Raw genomic sequence first — 17374 nt, forward strand, 5'->3', positions numbered from 1 at the left:
ATTTCCATGCCATTAAGCACTAAAGCTGTTACCAAAGCCGTCTTCCCTGTTGCGGGTCTAGGCACACGCTTCTTGCCAGCCACCAAAGCTAGCCCGAAGGAGATGCTGAATGTCGTTGATAAGCCACTGATTCAGTATGCGGTTGAAGAAGCCATTGCCGCTGGCATTACTGAAATGATTTTTGTGACTGGTCGTAGCAAGCGTGCGATTGAAGATCACTTTGATAAGGCCTACGAATTAGAAGCTGAGCTCGAAGCTAAGAACAAAACTGCTTTACTAGAGATTGTGCGTAGCGTTAAACCAAGCCATGTGGATTGTGTTTATGTCCGTCAACCGGAAGCACTAGGTCTTGGTCATGCCGTCTTGTGCGCAGAAAAGCTAGTGCGTGATGAGCCTTTTGCCATCATCCTCGCTGATGACTTACTTGATGGACAACCCCCGGTTCTAAAGCAAATGCTCAAAGTCTTTGATGAGCAGAACAGCTCAGTATTAGCGGTGGAGAAAATTGATCCTGCTAAGAGCAGCTCTTACGGCATTGTGGACGGCATCGAAGTAAGCAAGGGCATCTATCGCCTGAATGGAATTGTGGAGAAACCACAACCAAAAGATGCACCATCTAACCTAGCGGTAGTAGGCCGCTACGTTCTTTCTTCGGACATCTTCAAACATATTCGCAATCTCAAGCCAGGTGCCGGCGGTGAAATTCAGCTAACCGATGCAATTGCCTCTTTGTTGAAAGAAGAGCCCGTCTTCGCTTATGAATATGATGGGGTGCGCTATGACTGCGGAAGCAAGCTTGGCTACCTCAAAGCTTCAGTAGAATTTGCTTTGCGTCACCCCGAGGTCAGCACTGAATTTGCGGCATATTTAAAGAATCGTTCTTTGACTTAAGCCGCATCCCTAGTTCAAAGGGTGTTTTTACATCCCGCGAAATAGAATACAAAAAAGGCAGAAATTACTTTCTGCCTTTTCTTTTGCACTGAGATTTCTAATGCTTGCATCCAATGCTTGTTTCTAACACTTAAGAAGCCTTATCTTCTCCTTAGGAAGAAGACCAGAACATCACCCTCCGTAGTGCTGGACAAGAGCTCGTTACCAGTCTGCTTAGCGAACGCCGGGAAGTCATGTGCCGCGCCAGAATCCGTTGCCTTCACCTTCAAGACCTCGCCTGATTGCATCGTGGCTAAGGCTTTCTTAGTACGCAAGATCGGAAGCGGGCAGTTCATACCAATGGCGTCTACTTCGAGATTAAATTCGATGGTATTACTCACTTAGATGCCACCCACTCTTTAACGCCAGCTAAAGCTGCACCTAGCTTACTTGGATCAGTGCCACCTGCCATTGCCATCTCTGGCTTACCGCCACCTTTACCGCCCACTTGTTGCGCCACAAAGTTCACCAGATCGCCTGCTTTGACTTTAGCAATCGAATCTGCAGTCACACCAGCAATCAAGCTCACCTTGTCACCTTGAACTGAAGCCAACACAATTGCTGCAGTCTTCAACTTTGCCTTCAGGGCATCCATGGTCTCGCGCAGTACTTGAGCATCAGCACCATCCAAACGGACAGCTAATACTTTCAGACCGTTGACATCAATTGCTTGGGTAGCCAACTCATCACCTTGGCTTGCAGCAAACTTAGAGTTCACTTTATCCAACTCGCGCTCAGCCTGGCGCAAGCTATCTTGCAGTTGCGCAACCCGATTCACCAAATCGCCTGGATGAGTCTTCAGAATCGTGGCAGCTTCATTAATCTTGTCTTCGAGACCTTGCAGGAAGTTCAATGCGTTTCTGCCAGTGACCGCTTCAACACGACGAATGCCTGCAGCAACGCCGCCTTCAGAAACAATCTTCAAGCTACCAATATCGCCAGTGCGACCCACGTGAGTTCCGCCACAGAGTTCTTTAGAGCTGCCGATTTCTAGAACACGCACCTCGTCACCGTACTTCTCGCCGAAGAGCATTGTGGCGCCCGTCTTTTGAGCATCATCTAATGACATGACTTTTCCGGAAGTCGCGGTATTGGCCAGGATCTCGGCATTAACAATATCTTCCACACGACGAATCTCTGCCGCAGTAATCGGTGCGTTGTGGGTGAAGTCAAAACGGGTTTTGCTAGCATCCACTAAGGAGCCCTTTTGCTGAACATGATCGCCCAACACTTCGCGCAATGCTTTGTGCAAAATATGCGTAGCGCTGTGATTGCGCATGGTTTCAGTTCTTTGCTGGGTGTCCACTAAAGCATTGAGCACATCACCGACTTTCAGCTCGCCTTCCTGTACTTCACCTTGATGACCAAATACATCCGCCTGAATCTTGAAAGTGTCTTCAACCGCAAAGCGCACTGCTTCATTCCGCAATTCACCCTTGTCGCCAACCTGTCCACCGGACTCCGCATAGAAAGGGGTGTTGTCTAAAACGATTACTGCAGCATCGCCAGCCTTTACTGACTGCACAGCAGATCCATCGACATAAAGCGCAGTTACTTTGGCACCATCATGCTTTAAGGTGTCGTAGCCGTGGAACTGGGTCGGCTTGCCGGAATACTCCAAACCTTGTGCGACTTTGAACTTACCAGCAGCTCTAGCTTGATCGCGTTGCTTTTGCATTGCCAACTCAAAACCTTCAGCGTCAACCGCCACATCACGCTCACGACAAACGTCAGCAGTCAAATCCAATGGGAAACCAAAGGTATCGTGCAAACGGAAAGCGGTTTCACCATCAACGGTCTTAGCACCACCAGCAAGTGCACCCTCCAAAATTTCCATGCCATTAGCAATAGTCTGAAAGAAGCGCTCTTCCTCTTGCTTAATCACTTCACTCACTTTATCTTTTGCGGCTTGTAATTCTGGATAAGCGAGACCCATCTCTTTGACAAGCGCTGGAACGAGTTGATAAAAGAATGGTTTGCGTGCACCCAATTTATAGCCATGACGAATTGCACGACGAGTAATGCGACGCAGGACATAGCCACGACCAGCATTACCAGGGATGACGCCATCCACAACAATAAAGCTGCAAGCACGAATGTGGTCGGCAATAACTTTAAGGGATGGGCTAGTGGGGTCGCAATTCTCACCACCAGCAGCATCCACAGCCTCTTTAGCCGCTTTCAGTAAATTAACAAAAAGGTCGATCTCATAATTGGAGTGGACGTGTTGCAACACTGCTGCAATACGCTCGAGTCCCATACCAGTATCAACGCTAGGCTTTGGCAGCGGATGCATATTGCCAGCTTCATCGCGATTGAACTGCATGAACACGTTGTTCCAGATCTCAATATAGCGATCGCCATCTTCCTCAGGGCTTCCAGGAGGCCCACCAGGAATATGAGGGCCATGATCATAGAAAATTTCAGTGCAAGGACCGCACGGACCTGTATCGCCCATCATCCAGAAATTATCTGAAGCGTAACGCGCGCCCTTGTTATCGCCGATGCGAATAATGCGCTCAGCAGGTATACCAATTTGCTTATTCCAAATCTCGTAAGCCTCATCATCTTCAGCGTAGACAGTGACGAGCAGTTTTTCTTCGGGAAGCTTAAAGACCTCAGTCAATAAGCCCCAAGCAAACTGAATTGCATCTTTCTTGAAGTAATCCCCAAAGGAGAAATTGCCCAACATCTCAAAGAAGGTATGGTGACGGGCTGTATAGCCAACGTTATCGAGATCGTTATGTTTGCCGCCAGCGCGAATACACTTTTGGGCTGTCGTAGCGCGGTTGTACGGGCGTTTATCGAAACCTAGAAAAACGTCCTTAAACTGATTCATACCCGCATTGGTAAATAACAAGGTTGGGTCATCTCCCGGCACTACTGGGCTGGAGGGAACAATTTGATGGCCATTTTGGGCGAAGTAGTCCAGGTATGCCTGGCGAATTTGGGAGACTTTCATGCGAATAATTATCGCATTGGCACTAGTCGGGGGAAAACCCTAGGAAAACCTACGCTATCCTGCCTTACAATCCCGTAACATTAATAAATAGATCGACATGCAAGTCGATACACAAGGAGTTCAACTTGAAAATTCGCAATCAACGGGATTTTGGCGCCGGAATCATGTACATGGTTATTGGCCTATTCTTCTCAATTGTCGCCATGCAATACCCCATGGGTACTGCGGCCAAAATGGGTCCTGGCTACTTCCCCTTCTTCCTCGGCCTTCTGATGACCTTCCTGGGTCTCTTGGTTCTTGTGAAGTCCTTGGGTGCCAAGGCTGCTATTGAAAGTATCCCCAAATTCCATTGGCGCATTATTGCCTTAATTACTGGCTCCGTAGTCCTCTACGGCATCCTCCTGCCAACCATGGGCTTCATTGTGGCCGTGTTTGTGCTGGTGTTTATGTCAGCTAGCGCTAGTCATGAATTTCACTGGAAGGGCACATTAATTAATGCCACCTTCCTAGTTGTCTTTACCTACTCGGTATTCGTATTGGGACTAAAGCTTCAGTTCCCATTACTGCCTTTCTTTCTTCAATAACGAACCGGGATACTAAAAAATGGACTTATTTACTAATTTAGCCCTCGGTTTCGATACCGCATTTACCTTACAAAACCTCCTCTACTGCTTTATTGGTTGTATTTTAGGGACCTTAATTGGTGTTTTGCCTGGCCTAGGCCCTATCGCTACGATCGCGATGTTGTTGCCAGCGACCTACGCATTGCCTCCAATTGCCGCCTTAATTATGTTGGCAGGCATTTACTATGGCTCACAGTACGGTGGTTCAACTACCGCTATTTTGCTCAATATCCCAGGGGAAACGTCCTCGGTAGTCACGGCAATTGATGGCTACCAAATGGCTAGAAATGGTCGAGCTGGCGTAGCCCTCTTTACTGCGGGTATGGGTTCATTCTTTGCTGGTTGCGTAGCCACCTTGGTGTTGGCAGCATTTGCAGCACCACTCTCTCAACTGGCATTTAAGTTTGGTCCTGCCGAGTATTTCTCCCTAATGGTATTAGGGTTAATTGGTGCGGTTGTTCTAGCATCAGGCTCTTTGATCAAAGCAATAGGCATGATCATCCTCGGTCTATTGATGGGCTTGATTGGTACCGATGTGAACTCTGGCGTATCACGCTACGCGTTTGATATCCCCGAGTTGAGTGACGGCATTGGTTTCGTAGCCGTAGCAATGGGTGTATTTGGCTTCGCTGAAATCATGGGTAACCTTGAGAAAAAAGGTGAGGATGAGGGCTTCTTGAACAAGATGACCACCATGATGCCAACCAAAGAGGATGTGAAGCGCATGATTCCATCGATCTTGCGCGGCACAACCATTGGCTCTGTTTTGGGCATCTTGCCAGGTGGCGGTGCAGCCTTGGCTGCCTTTGGCGCCTACTCAGTTGAGAAGAAATCCTCCAAGTACAGCCATGAGTTTGGTAAGGGTGCGATTGAAGGTGTTGCAGGTCCTGAAGCAGCCAATAATGCTGCAGCTCAAACCTCATTCATTCCATTGCTTACCTTAGGTATCCCACCAAATGCTGTGATGGCTTTGATGGTTGGCGCAATGACGATTCACAATATTCAGCCGGGTCCACAGGTAATGACCAGCAACCCAGCCTTGTTCTGGGGTCTGATCGCCTCCATGTGGATTGGTAACGTGATGTTGATTCTCTTGAACTTGCCGCTCATTGGTATCTGGGTAAAGCTCTTGAAGATTCCGTATCGCTTTATGTACCCTGCTATTTTGGTGTTCTGCTGTATCGGCGTATACACCGTTAACAACGCTGTTTTTGACGTTTATGTCACTGCAGCCTTTGGCTTAATTGGTTACCTTTTCTTCAAACTCGGTTGCGAACCTCCTCCATTGCTGCTCGGTTTCGTACTTGGACCAATGATGGAAGAGAACTTCCGCCGCGCCCTATTGTTATCCCGCGGTGATTTCACAACCTTCTTAACCCGCCCATTGTCTTTAGGCTTGCTCATCGCAGCAGCCCTCTTGGTGGTGATCGTGGCATTGCCAGCCGTTAAGAAAACCCGTGAAGAGGCTTTTGCCGAAGAGGATTAATACCCCTGCCTTCACTAGAACGAGCCCGCAACAGTTTGCGGGCTTTTTTCTTTATGGGCGGGGCTTTTCTCTACAATGAGCCCATGTCCCAAGATAGCAAACCATCCAAATCGCCTGCCGGCACTATTGCCGAGCCCTCTAACTTTTTGCGCCAGATCATCGATCATGACCTGGCGAGTGGCGCTTACCAGAACCGCAGCAACCGAGAGGGTGAATCTATTCCCTCCATCATTACGCGCTTTCCACCAGAACCCAATGGCTATTTACACATTGGTCATGCAAAAAGCATCTGCCTGAACTTTGGCTTAGCAGCGGATTACAACAATCAAGCGGGTGGTGCTCGTTGTAATATGCGCCTGGATGACACCAATCCAGTAAAAGAAGATATTGAATACGCTGACAGTATTTTGGATGCAGTCAAATGGCTTGGCTTTGATTGGGGTACACATCTTTATCACGCGAGTGATTACTTTGATGAGCTCTACAAATTTGCAGAACTATTGATTGAGAATGGCAAAGCTTATGTCGATAGCCAAAGTGCGGATGACATTCACACTAATCGTGGCAACTTTGGTCAGGCTGGAAAAAATAGTTCTTACCGCGATCGGACTCCTGATGACAATCTCGCACTCTTTCGTGAGATGCGTGATGGAAAATACAAAGATGGCGAACATGTTCTGCGCCTGAAGATTGATATGGCGCATCCGAACATTGTGATGCGCGATCCTGTGGTCTATCGCATTCGCCACACTGATCATCATCGCACTGGCAGTAAGTGGTGTATCTATCCTTTGTATGATTTCACGCACTGTATTTCAGATGCACTAGAAAATGTTTCACACTCTATTTGCACTCTCGAATTTGAAAACAATCGCCCACTCTACGATTGGATCGTCAATGCTTTGGCCGAGCTGGGAATCTTCAAAAACCCTGTTCCACATCAGTATGAATTCGCCCGCCTGAACTTAACTTACACCCTCACCAGCAAGCGCAAGCTACTGCAATTAGTAGAAGAAAAACATGTGGATGGCTGGGACGACCCACGCATGCCAACTATTGTCGGTATTCGTCGCAGGGGTTATACGCCTGAGAGTGTTCGCTTGTTTTGCGAGCGCATTGGTGTTTCTAAGGCCGATAGCTGGATTGATATGAGCACCCTAGATCAAGCCTTACGCGATGACCTAGAAGCTAAGGCGCCTCGGGCTACTGCGGTTCTCAAGCCGCTCAAGCTAGTGATTGAAAACTTTGATACATCGGCCAGCGAGCCTTGCTCGGCGCCGCGCCATCCACAGCACCCCGAGTGGGGTAATCGTGAGCTTCATTTTACAAAAGAATTGTGGATTGAAGAAGATGACTTCATGAAAGAACCGATTAAAGGTTTCTTCAGACTCTATCCACCGATTGGCGATCAGCCCGGTGGACGTGTACGCTTGCGTCATGGCTTTGTGATTGAATGCACCGGCTTTGAAGTAGACGCCAATGGCAATGTGACTCAAGTGAATGCCACCCACTTTGCTGATAGCAAGAGCGGAACCCCTGGCTCAAATAATTACAAAGTTAAGGGAAATATTCATTGGGTAAGCGCAGCAGAGGCGGTGCCTGCACAAGTACGCCTCTATGATCACTTGTTCAGCGACCCGTATCCCGATAGCGGTGATAAGAATTTCTTAGATGCGATTAATCCGAATTCAAAGCAAACGATTACTGCGTACTTAGAGCCTTGTATGAAAGATACTAAAGCTGAAGAACGCTTTCAGTTTGAGCGCCACGGTTATTTTGTTGCCGACCAAAATGATTCAACGCCTGGCAAGCCAGTGTTTAATCGTACAGTTGGCCTTAAGGATTCTTGGAAATAGTTTTCAGAAACTCTGCCACGCTGGGATAGCGTAGTGGGGTTTTTAATTCTCTTAGTCGCGCATTCGTTACACGCCGTGACTCCCGCATAAAAGACCAGAGCATCGGAGATACGATTTTCTCCAACTGCGCAGCCGGCAATCTTGGTGGTCGCTCCAAACCAAATGCATCCGCTACTTTATCAAAGTAATCACCCATTTTGGTTTCACCACCATCACAGGCATTAATTACGCGCTGTGGTTTACCGTGATACACGGCCGCACACACAAGCCTTGCCAAATCATCGCTTTGGATGTGATTCGAGTACGCATCTTCGGTCGAAATTAAAGCGGGTGTTCCAGCCTGAATCCGATCAACCGGCAATCGGTCTGCAGCATAAATACCCGGGACACGGAGGATGGTGAGGACTACCCCATGAGCTGGCGCCCATAGACGTAGGCAATCTTCTGCATCTACCCGTCGCTTAGCTCGCTCGCTTTGAGGGTTAACTGGGGTGACCTCACTCACCCTGCCTCCCGCATGATCCCCGTAGACGCCAGTCGTACTCACATAAATCAGGCGCCTGACGGTGCCAGAGCCTTGGGCTAAAATTCGGAGGAGGTTGCGAGTTCGGCAATCACGATGACCTGCATTTTGGGGTGGTGCTAAGTGAATCACGGTTTCTGCTAATCCACTCAAACGCCACAAGCTATCGGACTTATCCAGATCCCCCAAAATCGGAATCGCGCCAACCGCTCTCAAGTCCTGAAAACGTGTTTTCTGGGAAGTTAAGGCGTAGACGCGGCAAGTTTTCGTAAGTTGCTTGGCAACGCGAAGGCCAATATCACCACAGCCGATGATCAGGATTCGAGATTTACCAAAAGATTGCATAGGTCACATCGTAACGATTTATTGAAAGGAATGAGAGTGTCTTACCAAGTCACGCTCAAAGCGAGCGGCAAACAATTTACTGTCCAAAAGGATGAGACCCTCTTAGAGGCCGCCCTCCAGCAGGGCATCACCCTCCCTTATGGCTGTAAAAACGGTGCCTGCGGCTCCTGTAAAGGAAAGATCCTAGAAGGTCGGGTAGAGCATGGCCAGCATAGTGCGGCCGCCCTCAGCCCAGCCGATGAAGCGGCGGGTAGCACCTTATTTTGCTGCGCCCATGCCAAATCCGATCTCCTGATTGAAGCGCGTGAAGTTCAAGGTGCCGGGGATATCGCAATTCGTAAGGTGCCTTGTCGCGTGAATTCGATTTCAAAACCCAGTGAGGATGTGGCGATTCTGAAGTTGCAATTGCCAGCAACCGAACGTTTTCAATTTCTGGCTGGTCAATATTTAGAATTTCTGCTGAAAGATGGTCATCGCCGCGCCTACTCGATTGCGAACGCACCCGATCAAGAAGGTCCAATGGAGTTGCACATTCGCCATCTACCAGGCGGACTATTCACCGATTTTGTCTTTGGTGCAAAAGAACCAGCCCTCAAAGAAAAAGATATTCTGCGTTTCGAAGGGCCGTTAGGCAGCTTTTTCTTAAGGAAAGGCTCCAAGAAACCGATTATTTTTGTTGCTGCAGGTACTGGCTTTGCGCCCATCAAATCGATTGTTGAACAGATGCAGTTTAAAAAAATTCAGCGCCCGATTCATCTGTACTGGGGTGGACGTCGCCCGAGCGACCTCTATCTCGACACTCTCTGCCGGTCCTGGGCGAAAGAAATTCCAGAATTTAAATACATCCCCGTGATCTCAGATGCACTCCCAACTGATCAGTGGAGTGGCCGTACGGGCTTTGTTCACCAAGCCGTCATTGCCGACCACGCTGACATGGGCAACTTCCAGGTGTACGCCTGTGGCGCCCCTGTCATGGTCAACGCAGCCCGCCAGGACTTTTCATCTCACTGTCATTTGCCTGAGGAAGAATTCTATGCAGACTCCTTTACCAGTGCTGCTGACCTCGCAACGAACTAAGCCTGATAATAGAAACCTGATTTGATCTCACCAAGCAAACAACATGAATAAGCCAGCCCAATCCGTAGATGCCCACTCCGTGATGTTTATTACCCCACGACCTGAACTGGTCATGGTTGAGGGTAATGGCTCATGGCTTACCGATAACAATGGCAAGCGCTACTTGGATTTCTTGCAAGGCTGGGCAGTGAACTGTCTCGGCCACAGCAATCCAGGCATGATTGAGGCACTCAATGCGCAAGCAAAGAAACTGATTAATCCGAGTCCAGCGTTTTATAACGAGCCAATGATTCGCTTATCAAACCTATTGACGGAGAACAGCTGCTTCAATAAGGTTTTCTTTGCTAACAGCGGTGCAGAAGCCAATGAAGGCGCAATTAAATTAGCGCGTAAATGGGGACAGCTCAATAAATCTGGCGCCTTTGAAATAATCACCTTTGATCACAGTTTTCATGGTCGTACCCTAGCTACCATGAGCGCCTCTGGTAAGCCGGGTTGGGACACCATGTTTGCCCCACAAGTTCCTGGTTTTCCAAAGGCAGACTTAAATGATTTAGAGTCCGTAAAAAAACTGGTCACCGATAAAACAGTTGCAGTAATGCTCGAGCCTGTTCAAGGTGAAGGCGGCGTGATTCCAGTAACAAAAGAATTTATGCAAAGCTTGCGCAAGTTCACCAATGAAAACAATATTCTCTTGATCGTTGATGAAGTGCAGGCTGGCTGTGGCCGTACCGGCACACTATTTGCATACCAGCACTATGGCATTGAGCCAGATATCATGACTTTGGGTAAAGGCATTGGTGGTGGCGTTCCTTTGGCTGCATTGATGGCGACTGATGCTGTGGCTTGTTTTGTGCCCGGAGATCAAGGTGGCACCTATAACGGCAACCCGCTCATGACTGCAGTGGGCATTAGCGTCATTGAGCAACTCTTGGCGCCAGGTTTCTTAGAGTCTGTTCGTACAAAAGGTGAATTACTTAGCAAAGAACTGCTTTCCATCTCCGCAGAATTTAATCTAGCTGGTGAGCGTGGCGAAGGACTATTGCGCGCCCTGATGCTCAGCAGTGACATTGGCGGAAAGTTAGTTGAACTAGCGCGCGATAGAACTCCAGAAGGTTTGCTAATTAACTCACCAAGACCCAATCTGTTGCGCTTTATGCCAGCACTCAATGTCGCCGATGATGAAATCCGTCAGATGTGCAACATCTTGAGAGAGTTACTCAAGCAAGTCGTCTAAAAACATTAAGCTTGAATGCAATAAAGGGGCCTCGAGCCCCTTTGCTTTTTGCTACATGAATCAAACTACTGAGCTACCAATGAGTTGCTAGCCAACTAAATTTTTGGGCAATGAGAATGTAATGTCCTCCACTACACCTTCCAAGTTACGAATGCTCCGTGGACCAAATTCTTGAATCTTTTCCACAATTGACTGTGCAAGACTCTCAGGTGCTGATGCACCCGCAGTCAAACCCACTCTTTTCTTGCCGACAAACCATTCCGCCTGTAATTGCTCGGGCGCATCCACCATGTAAGCCGGTACGCCGAGTTTTTCAGCCAATTCACGCAAGCGATTCGAGTTAGAGCTCGCCTTACTTCCCACCACAATCACTACCTCAACCTGCGGCGCCATGAATTTCACGGCATCCTGGCGATTTTGTGTGGCGTAGCAAATATCTTGTTTACGGGGCTGAACAATATTCGGAAATTTTTTCGTTAGAGCGTCAACGATTTCTTTTGTCTCATCTACGGAGAGTGTGGTTTGCGTTACAAAAGCAATTTTTTCATGTTCAGCAAAAGGCAGGCTGGCAACCTCGGTGACTTTTTCAATCAGATAAACACCTTCTTTTACCTGCCCCATCGTGCCTTCGACCTCTGGGTGACCAGCGTGACCAATCATCAAGACCGTGAAGCCTTCTTTACACATCTTCACGACTTCAAGATGAACCTTAGTTACCAATGGGCAAGTTGCGTCATATACCTGCAGTCCGCGTGATTCAGCATCCGCACGAACTTCTTGAGAAACACCATGTGCACTAAACACCACAATGCCACCTTTAGGAACCTCATGCAATTCCTCAACAAAAACTGCACCCTTATCACGCAAACCATTCACGACATAAGCATTGTGAACAATCTCGTGACGCACATAAATTGGTGCACCAAAACGCGTGAGCGCTTCATTGACGATGTTGATGGCCCTATCCACGCCCGCACAAAAGCCGCGGGGCTGGGCCATCAAAATTTCTGCGGAATCTTGCGCAGTAGTTTGCTTGCTCATCGATTAGAGAATCGCAACGATTTCAGCTTCAAAGGTTACGGGCCTTCCAGCAAGCGGGTGGTTGAAATCAAACCAAGCACCCTTTTCGTTAATCGATTGCAATACACCAGCGTATTGCGCGCCACCAGGCGCATTAAATTCAATCACATCGCCCGGATTAAATTCCACATCATCATCGCGCCCTTCTTTGAGTGCGCTCAAAGAGACCCACTGAATTAATTCTTCTTTACGCTCACCAAAACTTTCTTCTGGTGGCAATAAAGCACTTTTCTTTTCACCTACAGCCAATCCAATCAACACCTTTTCAAAACAAGGCGCAAATTGTCCAGAACCCATCATCACCGTCGCAGGCCGATCGATAAAAGTATTGATGTAATCATCTCCGCTAGGCAAAGTCAGCCGGTAGTTGAGGGTCAGGAAGGAATTGGGCAAAACCGTAAGCTTAGTCATAAGGTAATTGTATCTAGACCGGCCACCAGCGTGCACTCCCCAATTAGCGAATGGCCAAAAATAGAGCGACCACGGGAAAAACTGCGCGCCCTAGGGGCGACGGCCCTAAGCGATGCCGAGTTACTCGCCATCTTTCTTCGTGTCGGCGTGAAGGGTAAAACCGCGGTGGCCTTGGCGGAAGATTTACTCCATCATTTCGGCAATCTGCCTCGCCTACTATCCTGCTCCCCGGAGGAATTAACCCAGATTCATGGAATGGGTATTTCCAAATGGTCACAAATTCAGGCCGCCTATGAGCTCGTCAAGCGCAGTCTCGAGGAAACTCTTTCCCAGGATTCTGTTTTTTCTTCACCAAGCTATGTCAGAGAGTTCTTGCAAGCTAGATTTGGGCGCCTACCGCATGAAGTCTTCCTTTGCCTATACCTCGACTCCCGGCTACACCTGATTGAGTGCCAGGAGCTCTTTAGAGGCTCCCTAACCCATACTGCCGTCTACCCCCGAGAAATCCTTAAGGAGGCCCTTGCCAGGAATGCCAGTGCCCTCATCGTGGCACACAACCACCCCAGCGGAAACCCACTCCCCAGTATTGCCGATCAAGAATTAACCAAGATGTTGGCAAAAGCCTTGCAGTTGGTTGATATTCCGCTTTTAGATCACTGCATTGTGAGTAATAGCGGTTTTTTCTCATTTTCTGATGCAGGCCTTATGAAAAATGACTTAAATTAGAAGTAATCACTAACTTAATGGCTAATTTTGACCATTATTCCCAGTTGGGCAGTTAAATCCTTAAAACTAAAGCCAATTAGGGGTAGATCAAAGTGGGTGGAGACTGATACAATCTTCTTTTTTCGCAATTAATGGAGTTATGTCATGGCAAAAGTTTGCCAAGTCACTGGGAAGAAGCCGATGGTTGGCAACAATGTATCCCATGCAAACAATAAAACGAAGCGTCGCTTTTTGCCGAATTTGCAAAATCGTCGTTTCTGGGTTGAATCTGAAAACCGTTGGATTAGCTTGCGCTTAACCAATGCTGGTTTGCGCGTTATCGACAAGAACGGCATTGATGCTGTGTTGTCTGATCTCCGTGCACGTGGCGAAATTTAAGGAGCGCACAAATGGCTAAAGGCGGCAGAGAAAAAATCAAATTAGAGTCATCAGCTGGTACTGGTCACTTCTATACAACTTCAAAAAACAAGCGTACAAAGCCTGAGAAAATGGAGATCATGAAATTTGATCCAACCATTCGCAAGCACGTTGCTTACAAAGAAACAAAGCTCAAGTAATTTATCGATTCGATATTTATTTGCTGCAAATAAAAAACCCGCTACATCAGCGGGTTTTTTATTGTCGCCTTGGTTTTTAGCCGAGTCACAGACTTAAACATAACGACGCAACCTTAATGAGAAGTCACGCAAAGTGCTCAAGCCACTATCTTCTGCCCGCTGACACCATGAATGCAATTGCGATACCAGTTGTTCGCCTGTCGCATTAGAACGGCTCCAAATAGCCTGTAAATCACGACGCATTTCAATCATCTTTCGTAGCTGTGCATTCGTTGCCATCAACTCTTCCAGATTGGTTTTTTCTTCTACAGTCAAACGGGATTCATCTTTACCCAACCAAGTGCGGGCGTCCTTCAGGTGGGCGGCTAACACTTGCATATGTTGAACTTCATTATTGAAGAAGCTACGCAAAGTCTTGCTATAGCGCGCCATGATTTCATAACGGTTTGCAATGATGGCTTCGAGCGTGCCTTGATCGGCAGGACGCAAATTACTTAAAACCGGCTTAGGAGAAGTCTTCTTCACCTTAGCTAGGCCAACGGCACTCATCATCTGAATGTACATCCAACCAATATCAAACTCATACCATTTACTAGAAAGCTTAGCGCTTGTAGCGAAGGTGTGATGGTTGTTGTGCAACTCTTCTCCACCAATCAAAATGCCCCAAGGGAAAATATTGGTTGAAGCATCTTCATAGTCGTAATTGCGATAGCCCCAGTAGTGACCGATGCCATTAATAATTCCTGCGGCGGTAATTGGGATCCACAGCATTTGCACTGCCCACACTGTCAAACCAATTGCGCCAAACAAGAACACATCAATGATCAACATTAAGGCAACACCCTGCCAAGAAAATTTAGAGTAGATGTTGCGCTCGAGCCAGTCATCTGGCGTGCCATGACCAAACTTATCTAAAGTCTCCTGGTTGCGGGATTCCTTTTTATAAAGCTCAGCGCCACGTGTAAGCACTGTGCCAATACCTAAAATTTGTGGGCTATGCGGGTCATCAATCGTCTCGCACTTGGCGTGATGCTTGCGATGAATTGCCGCCCATTCTTTGGTCACCATACCCGTTGTTAGCCAAAGCCAGAAACGGAAAAAATGGGACATGATCGGATGCAAGTCCAAAGCACGGTGCGCCTGGCATCGGTGCAAGAAGATGGTTACAGCGGCAATCGTAATGTGCGTCACCACCAAGGTGAAGACGATGATTTGCCACCAAGCCCAATTTAAGTGGCCGTGAGAAAGCCAGTTAAGGAATAAATCAAAACCTGAGGCTGAAGCTGTATTCAAAAGGGGCATCCCTAAAAGATCTAAACCCCTATTTTAGTTCTTTAACAACTTTCTTGCTTTTGACTTTTACCGACTTTTCGTCATCTTTATCGACAGTTACTGCAGAAACAGCGGCTTTTTTCTGGAAAACAGCACCAAAGAAGCCATCCGTACCATGAATATGCGGCCACAACTGCCACCAAGGATTATCAGAACTACATCCTAAAGGTAATTTATCCTTTGGAAACAGGGGCTTAAGAACTTCAGCAGCAGGAACAGCCTCAAAATTAGGGTGTTTTGCCAAGAAATCTTCTGCAATTTGCTGGTTTTCTTGTGGCAGCAAGCTGCAAGTGGCATAAACCAAGCGGCCACCTGGCTTGAGCAAGCGGCTTGCGGAAGCCAGGATATTCATCTGCTTTTGATTGAGCTCTAGAACGCCTTCTGGGGTCTGACGCCACTTCAAATCCGGATTGCGACGCAAAGTTCCCATGCCGCTACAAGGGGCATCTACTAAAACTCGATCAATCTTTCCAGCTAAACGCTTGATCTTGGCATCATTCTCACTATCAATCCATACAGGATGGACATTAGAGAGGCCACTACGGGCTTGTCGTGGCTTTAAATTGGCCAGACGACGCTCAGATGTGTCTAAAGCATACAAGCGCCCTGTAGAACGCATGATCGCTCCAATCGCCAAGGTCTTTCCGCCAGCACCAGCACAAAAGTCCACCACCATCTCGCCACGCTTTGGGGCAAGTAAGTAAGCCAAGAGCTGGCTGCCTTCATCTTGAACTTCAAACATCCCCGCCTTAAAACCCACGGTATTTTGCAAGGCGGGCTTGCCCATGATGCGAACACCATCGGGTGCGTACGGAGTTGGGATAGCTTGATAGCGACCGCCTAATGCATTCATCTCGACAAGCAATTGCTCACGAGTGGTTTTCATGGTGTTGGCACGCAGATCCAAAAGGGCTGGATGCATCAGTGATTTAGCCAGTGCTTCACGCGTTTCTTCGCCGGGATATTTTCCAAAAGCATCCCAAAGCCATTCCGGTAAATTGTTACGAACCAATGGATTAAGCGCACTTGGATCAACCGTTGCAAAACGTTGCAACCACTCGTATTCACCAGGCTTTAGCACGTGAGCCAGATCAGCAATCGCACTCTCCGCACGATTGGCAGAACCCAGTCCACCCTCGGTTAGAGCGGACATCAAACCCAATAGGGCTAAGCGTCTAGCTTGCGAGCCTTCACCGCTAGAGGCAAATTGAGAGAACTCATTTTTGCGACGCAAGATGGCAAATGCACTCTCCGCAATCAGAGCACGGTCACGATTACCCAGCTGTGGCTCGGAGCGGAAATACCGACTCACAACCCGATCAGCAGGCTGCTCGAAATTAAGCAACTCTGGAAGCAATCGTTCTAAATGAATCGCATGCTGAGGCAAAGCCTTCGCATTGGAAAAGTTTTTTTGACCTTCAGGCGCAATGATGTTGCCGCTCGCATTACGACGCTCTGGGCGACGCAAAGGATCTTTTGATTTAGCAGCGTAACTTTTTTGTGGGCCTAGCCTGGATCCGGATCTAGATCCAGATTTACTGCCAGCGCTGGCTCCGCGGGATGAACGTTCTTTACTCATAATTTTATTAATTGCGACTCCGGTGGTTGAACCTGAACTTGATTACCTTCTATTCGCAATCGTCCATCTAGGAACCATTTTACGGCCCGCGGGTAAATCTGATGCTCTGCAGCTAAAACCCGGGCGGCCAAACTATCGACGTCATCTCCTGGGAGCACTGGAACTGAGGCTTGGCAGATGATGGGACCCTCATCCACCCCCTCGGTGACAAAGTGCACGCTAGCCCCATGCTCAGTGGCGCCAGCCTCTAAAGCACGCTCATGAGTGTGCAAACCTGGGAAGGCGGGCAGCAAGGCTGGGTGAATATTGATGAGGCGACCCTCAAAATGGCGAATAAAGCCTGGGGTCAAAATTCTCATAAAACCGGCCAAAACCAATAAATCAGCCCCCAATTCATCGATTTTCGCGATGAGGGCAGCATCAAAAGACTCGCGTGTGGCGTGCTCTTTGTGCTCAATGGCAAAGGCAGGAATGCCCTGGGAGCGAGCAAAATCAAGGCCCTTAGCTGCAGAGTGATTAGCAATCACCCCTGCAAAAGTGACTGGCCAATGCTCTTTTTGAGCAGTTTTGACAATGGCCTCGAAATTGGATCCGCGGCCTGAGATTAAGGTGACGATAGAAGGCATGCCCACAATATAATTGATGGTTAC

Annotated in this window: 17 protein-coding genes; 9 read left to right on the forward strand and 8 right to left on the reverse strand. The window is 48.1% G+C overall.

Annotated elements, in window-relative coordinates:
• Positions 1–6: 6 nt before the first annotated feature.
• Positions 7–891: a UTP--glucose-1-phosphate uridylyltransferase GalU gene (gene galU / locus ICN12_RS06175; protein ID WP_216271607.1), complete on the forward strand. Its 885-nt coding sequence runs from the start codon at positions 7–9 to the stop codon at positions 889–891.
• A gap of 140 nt (positions 892–1031) precedes the next feature.
• On the opposite strand, the gene ICN12_RS06180 is transcribed toward galU, so the two are convergent.
• Positions 1032–1259 (reverse strand): sulfurtransferase TusA family protein, encoded by a 228-nt coding sequence (locus tag ICN12_RS06180; protein ID WP_216271749.1) that lies wholly within the window; start codon positions 1257–1259, stop codon positions 1032–1034.
• Positions 1260–1267: 8 nt separating this feature from the next.
• Positions 1268–3892 (reverse strand): alanine--tRNA ligase, encoded by a 2625-nt coding sequence (gene alaS, locus ICN12_RS06185; RefSeq protein ID WP_216271609.1) that lies wholly within the window; start codon positions 3890–3892, stop codon positions 1268–1270.
• Positions 3893–4017: 125 nt separating this feature from the next.
• On the opposite strand from alaS, the gene ICN12_RS06190 reads away from it, so the two are divergent.
• From ICN12_RS06190 to ICN12_RS06200, 3 genes are all read left to right on the forward strand, one after another.
• Positions 4018–4476: a tripartite tricarboxylate transporter TctB family protein gene (locus tag ICN12_RS06190; RefSeq protein ID WP_216271611.1), complete on the forward strand. Its 459-nt coding sequence runs from the start codon at positions 4018–4020 to the stop codon at positions 4474–4476.
• Positions 4477–4495: 19 nt separating this feature from the next.
• A complete protein-coding gene (locus ICN12_RS06195) occupies positions 4496–6001 on the forward strand; it encodes a tripartite tricarboxylate transporter permease (protein ID WP_216271613.1) in 1506 nt (501 codons plus the stop codon).
• Positions 6002–6084: 83 nt separating this feature from the next.
• A complete protein-coding gene (locus ICN12_RS06200) occupies positions 6085–7857 on the forward strand; it encodes a glutamine--tRNA ligase/YqeY domain fusion protein (RefSeq protein ID WP_216271615.1) in 1773 nt (590 codons plus the stop codon).
• Here the strand turns inward: ICN12_RS06200 and ICN12_RS06205 are convergent.
• Positions 7838–8725 (reverse strand): SDR family oxidoreductase, encoded by an 888-nt coding sequence (locus ICN12_RS06205; protein ID WP_216271617.1) that lies wholly within the window; start codon positions 8723–8725, stop codon positions 7838–7840. The two genes, ICN12_RS06200 and ICN12_RS06205, sit on opposite strands and share 20 nt — an antisense overlap.
• A gap of 36 nt (positions 8726–8761) precedes the next feature.
• Here ICN12_RS06205 and ICN12_RS06210 point away from each other — a divergent pair, with 36 nt between their 5' ends.
• Together ICN12_RS06210 and ICN12_RS06215 are read left to right on the forward strand one after the other, a co-directional pair.
• Positions 8762–9802: a CDP-6-deoxy-delta-3,4-glucoseen reductase gene (locus tag ICN12_RS06210; protein WP_216271619.1), complete on the forward strand. Its 1041-nt coding sequence runs from the start codon at positions 8762–8764 to the stop codon at positions 9800–9802.
• 43 nt (positions 9803–9845) lie between these two features.
• Positions 9846–11039: an acetylornithine transaminase gene (locus ICN12_RS06215; protein WP_216271621.1), complete on the forward strand. Its 1194-nt coding sequence runs from the start codon at positions 9846–9848 to the stop codon at positions 11037–11039.
• 87 nt (positions 11040–11126) lie between these two features.
• On the opposite strand, the gene ispH is transcribed toward ICN12_RS06215, so the two are convergent.
• Both ispH and ICN12_RS06225 read right to left on the reverse strand, forming a co-directional pair.
• Positions 11127–12080: a 4-hydroxy-3-methylbut-2-enyl diphosphate reductase gene (gene ispH, locus ICN12_RS06220; RefSeq protein ID WP_216271622.1), complete on the reverse strand. Its 954-nt coding sequence runs from the start codon at positions 12078–12080 to the stop codon at positions 11127–11129.
• A gap of 3 nt (positions 12081–12083) precedes the next feature.
• The gene (locus tag ICN12_RS06225) at positions 12084–12530 is read right to left on the reverse strand and encodes an FKBP-type peptidyl-prolyl cis-trans isomerase (protein ID WP_216271624.1); all 447 of its coding nucleotides are present in this window, start codon (positions 12528–12530) and stop codon (positions 12084–12086) included.
• 30 nt (positions 12531–12560) lie between these two features.
• On the opposite strand from ICN12_RS06225, the gene radC reads away from it, so the two are divergent.
• From radC to rpmG, 3 genes are all read left to right on the forward strand, one after another.
• Positions 12561–13256 carry a RadC family protein gene (radC, locus tag ICN12_RS06230; protein ID WP_370624961.1) on the forward strand — a complete coding sequence of 232 codons (696 nt, stop codon included), beginning with the start codon at positions 12561–12563 and terminating at the stop codon, positions 13254–13256.
• Positions 13257–13400: 144 nt separating this feature from the next.
• Entirely contained in the window at positions 13401–13634 is a 234-nt protein-coding gene (rpmB, locus tag ICN12_RS06235) for a 50S ribosomal protein L28 (RefSeq protein ID WP_011903570.1), read from the forward strand.
• Between the two features lie 11 nt (positions 13635–13645).
• The gene (gene rpmG, locus ICN12_RS06240; RefSeq protein WP_015421876.1) at positions 13646–13813 is read left to right on the forward strand and encodes a 50S ribosomal protein L33; all 168 of its coding nucleotides are present in this window, start codon (positions 13646–13648) and stop codon (positions 13811–13813) included.
• A gap of 93 nt (positions 13814–13906) precedes the next feature.
• Here rpmG and ICN12_RS06245 read toward each other — a convergent pair whose 3' ends face one another.
• Genes ICN12_RS06245 through purN form a run of 3 tightly spaced genes read right to left on the reverse strand, consistent with a single transcriptional unit; the run spans position 13907 to position 17350 of the window.
• Entirely contained in the window at positions 13907–15106 is a 1200-nt protein-coding gene (locus tag ICN12_RS06245) for a DesA family fatty acid desaturase (RefSeq protein WP_255537727.1), read from the reverse strand.
• 28 nt (positions 15107–15134) lie between these two features.
• A complete protein-coding gene (locus ICN12_RS06250; protein WP_216271628.1) occupies positions 15135–16724 on the reverse strand; it encodes an RsmB/NOP family class I SAM-dependent RNA methyltransferase in 1590 nt (529 codons plus the stop codon).
• Positions 16721–17350 carry a phosphoribosylglycinamide formyltransferase gene (purN, locus tag ICN12_RS06255; protein WP_216271629.1) on the reverse strand — a complete coding sequence of 210 codons (630 nt, stop codon included), beginning with the start codon at positions 17348–17350 and terminating at the stop codon, positions 16721–16723. Before purN ends, ICN12_RS06250 begins: the two co-directional genes overlap by 4 nt.
• Positions 17351–17374: the final 24 nt, after the last annotated feature.

It is taken from the genome of Polynucleobacter sp. AM-25C3 (genome assembly GCF_018882335.1).
Taxonomy (GTDB): domain Bacteria; phylum Pseudomonadota; class Gammaproteobacteria; order Burkholderiales; family Burkholderiaceae; genus Polynucleobacter.

Coding starts and splice junctions, on each gene's coding strand:
- ICN12_RS06225 (WP_216271624.1), bottom strand. CDS start 12,530: ATGACTAAGCTTACGGTTTTGCCCAATTCCTTCCTGACCCTCAACTAC.
- alaS (WP_216271609.1), bottom strand. CDS start 3,892: ATGAAAGTCTCCCAAATTCGCCAGGCATACCTGGACTACTTCGCCCAA.
- galU (WP_216271607.1), top strand. CDS start 7: ATGCCATTAAGCACTAAAGCTGTTACCAAAGCCGTCTTCCCTGTTGCG.
- purN (WP_216271629.1), bottom strand. CDS start 17,350: ATGCCTTCTATCGTCACCTTAATCTCAGGCCGCGGATCCAATTTCGAG.
- ispH (WP_216271622.1), bottom strand. CDS start 12,080: ATGAGCAAGCAAACTACTGCGCAAGATTCCGCAGAAATTTTGATGGCC.
- ICN12_RS06250 (WP_216271628.1), bottom strand. CDS start 16,724: ATGAGTAAAGAACGTTCATCCCGCGGAGCCAGCGCTGGCAGTAAATCT.
- rpmG (WP_015421876.1), top strand. CDS start 13,646: ATGGCTAAAGGCGGCAGAGAAAAAATCAAATTAGAGTCATCAGCTGGT.
- ICN12_RS06200 (WP_216271615.1), top strand. CDS start 6,085: ATGTCCCAAGATAGCAAACCATCCAAATCGCCTGCCGGCACTATTGCC.
- rpmB (WP_011903570.1), top strand. CDS start 13,401: ATGGCAAAAGTTTGCCAAGTCACTGGGAAGAAGCCGATGGTTGGCAAC.
- ICN12_RS06215 (WP_216271621.1), top strand. CDS start 9,846: ATGAATAAGCCAGCCCAATCCGTAGATGCCCACTCCGTGATGTTTATT.
- ICN12_RS06205 (WP_216271617.1), bottom strand. CDS start 8,725: ATGCAATCTTTTGGTAAATCTCGAATCCTGATCATCGGCTGTGGTGAT.
- ICN12_RS06195 (WP_216271613.1), top strand. CDS start 4,496: ATGGACTTATTTACTAATTTAGCCCTCGGTTTCGATACCGCATTTACC.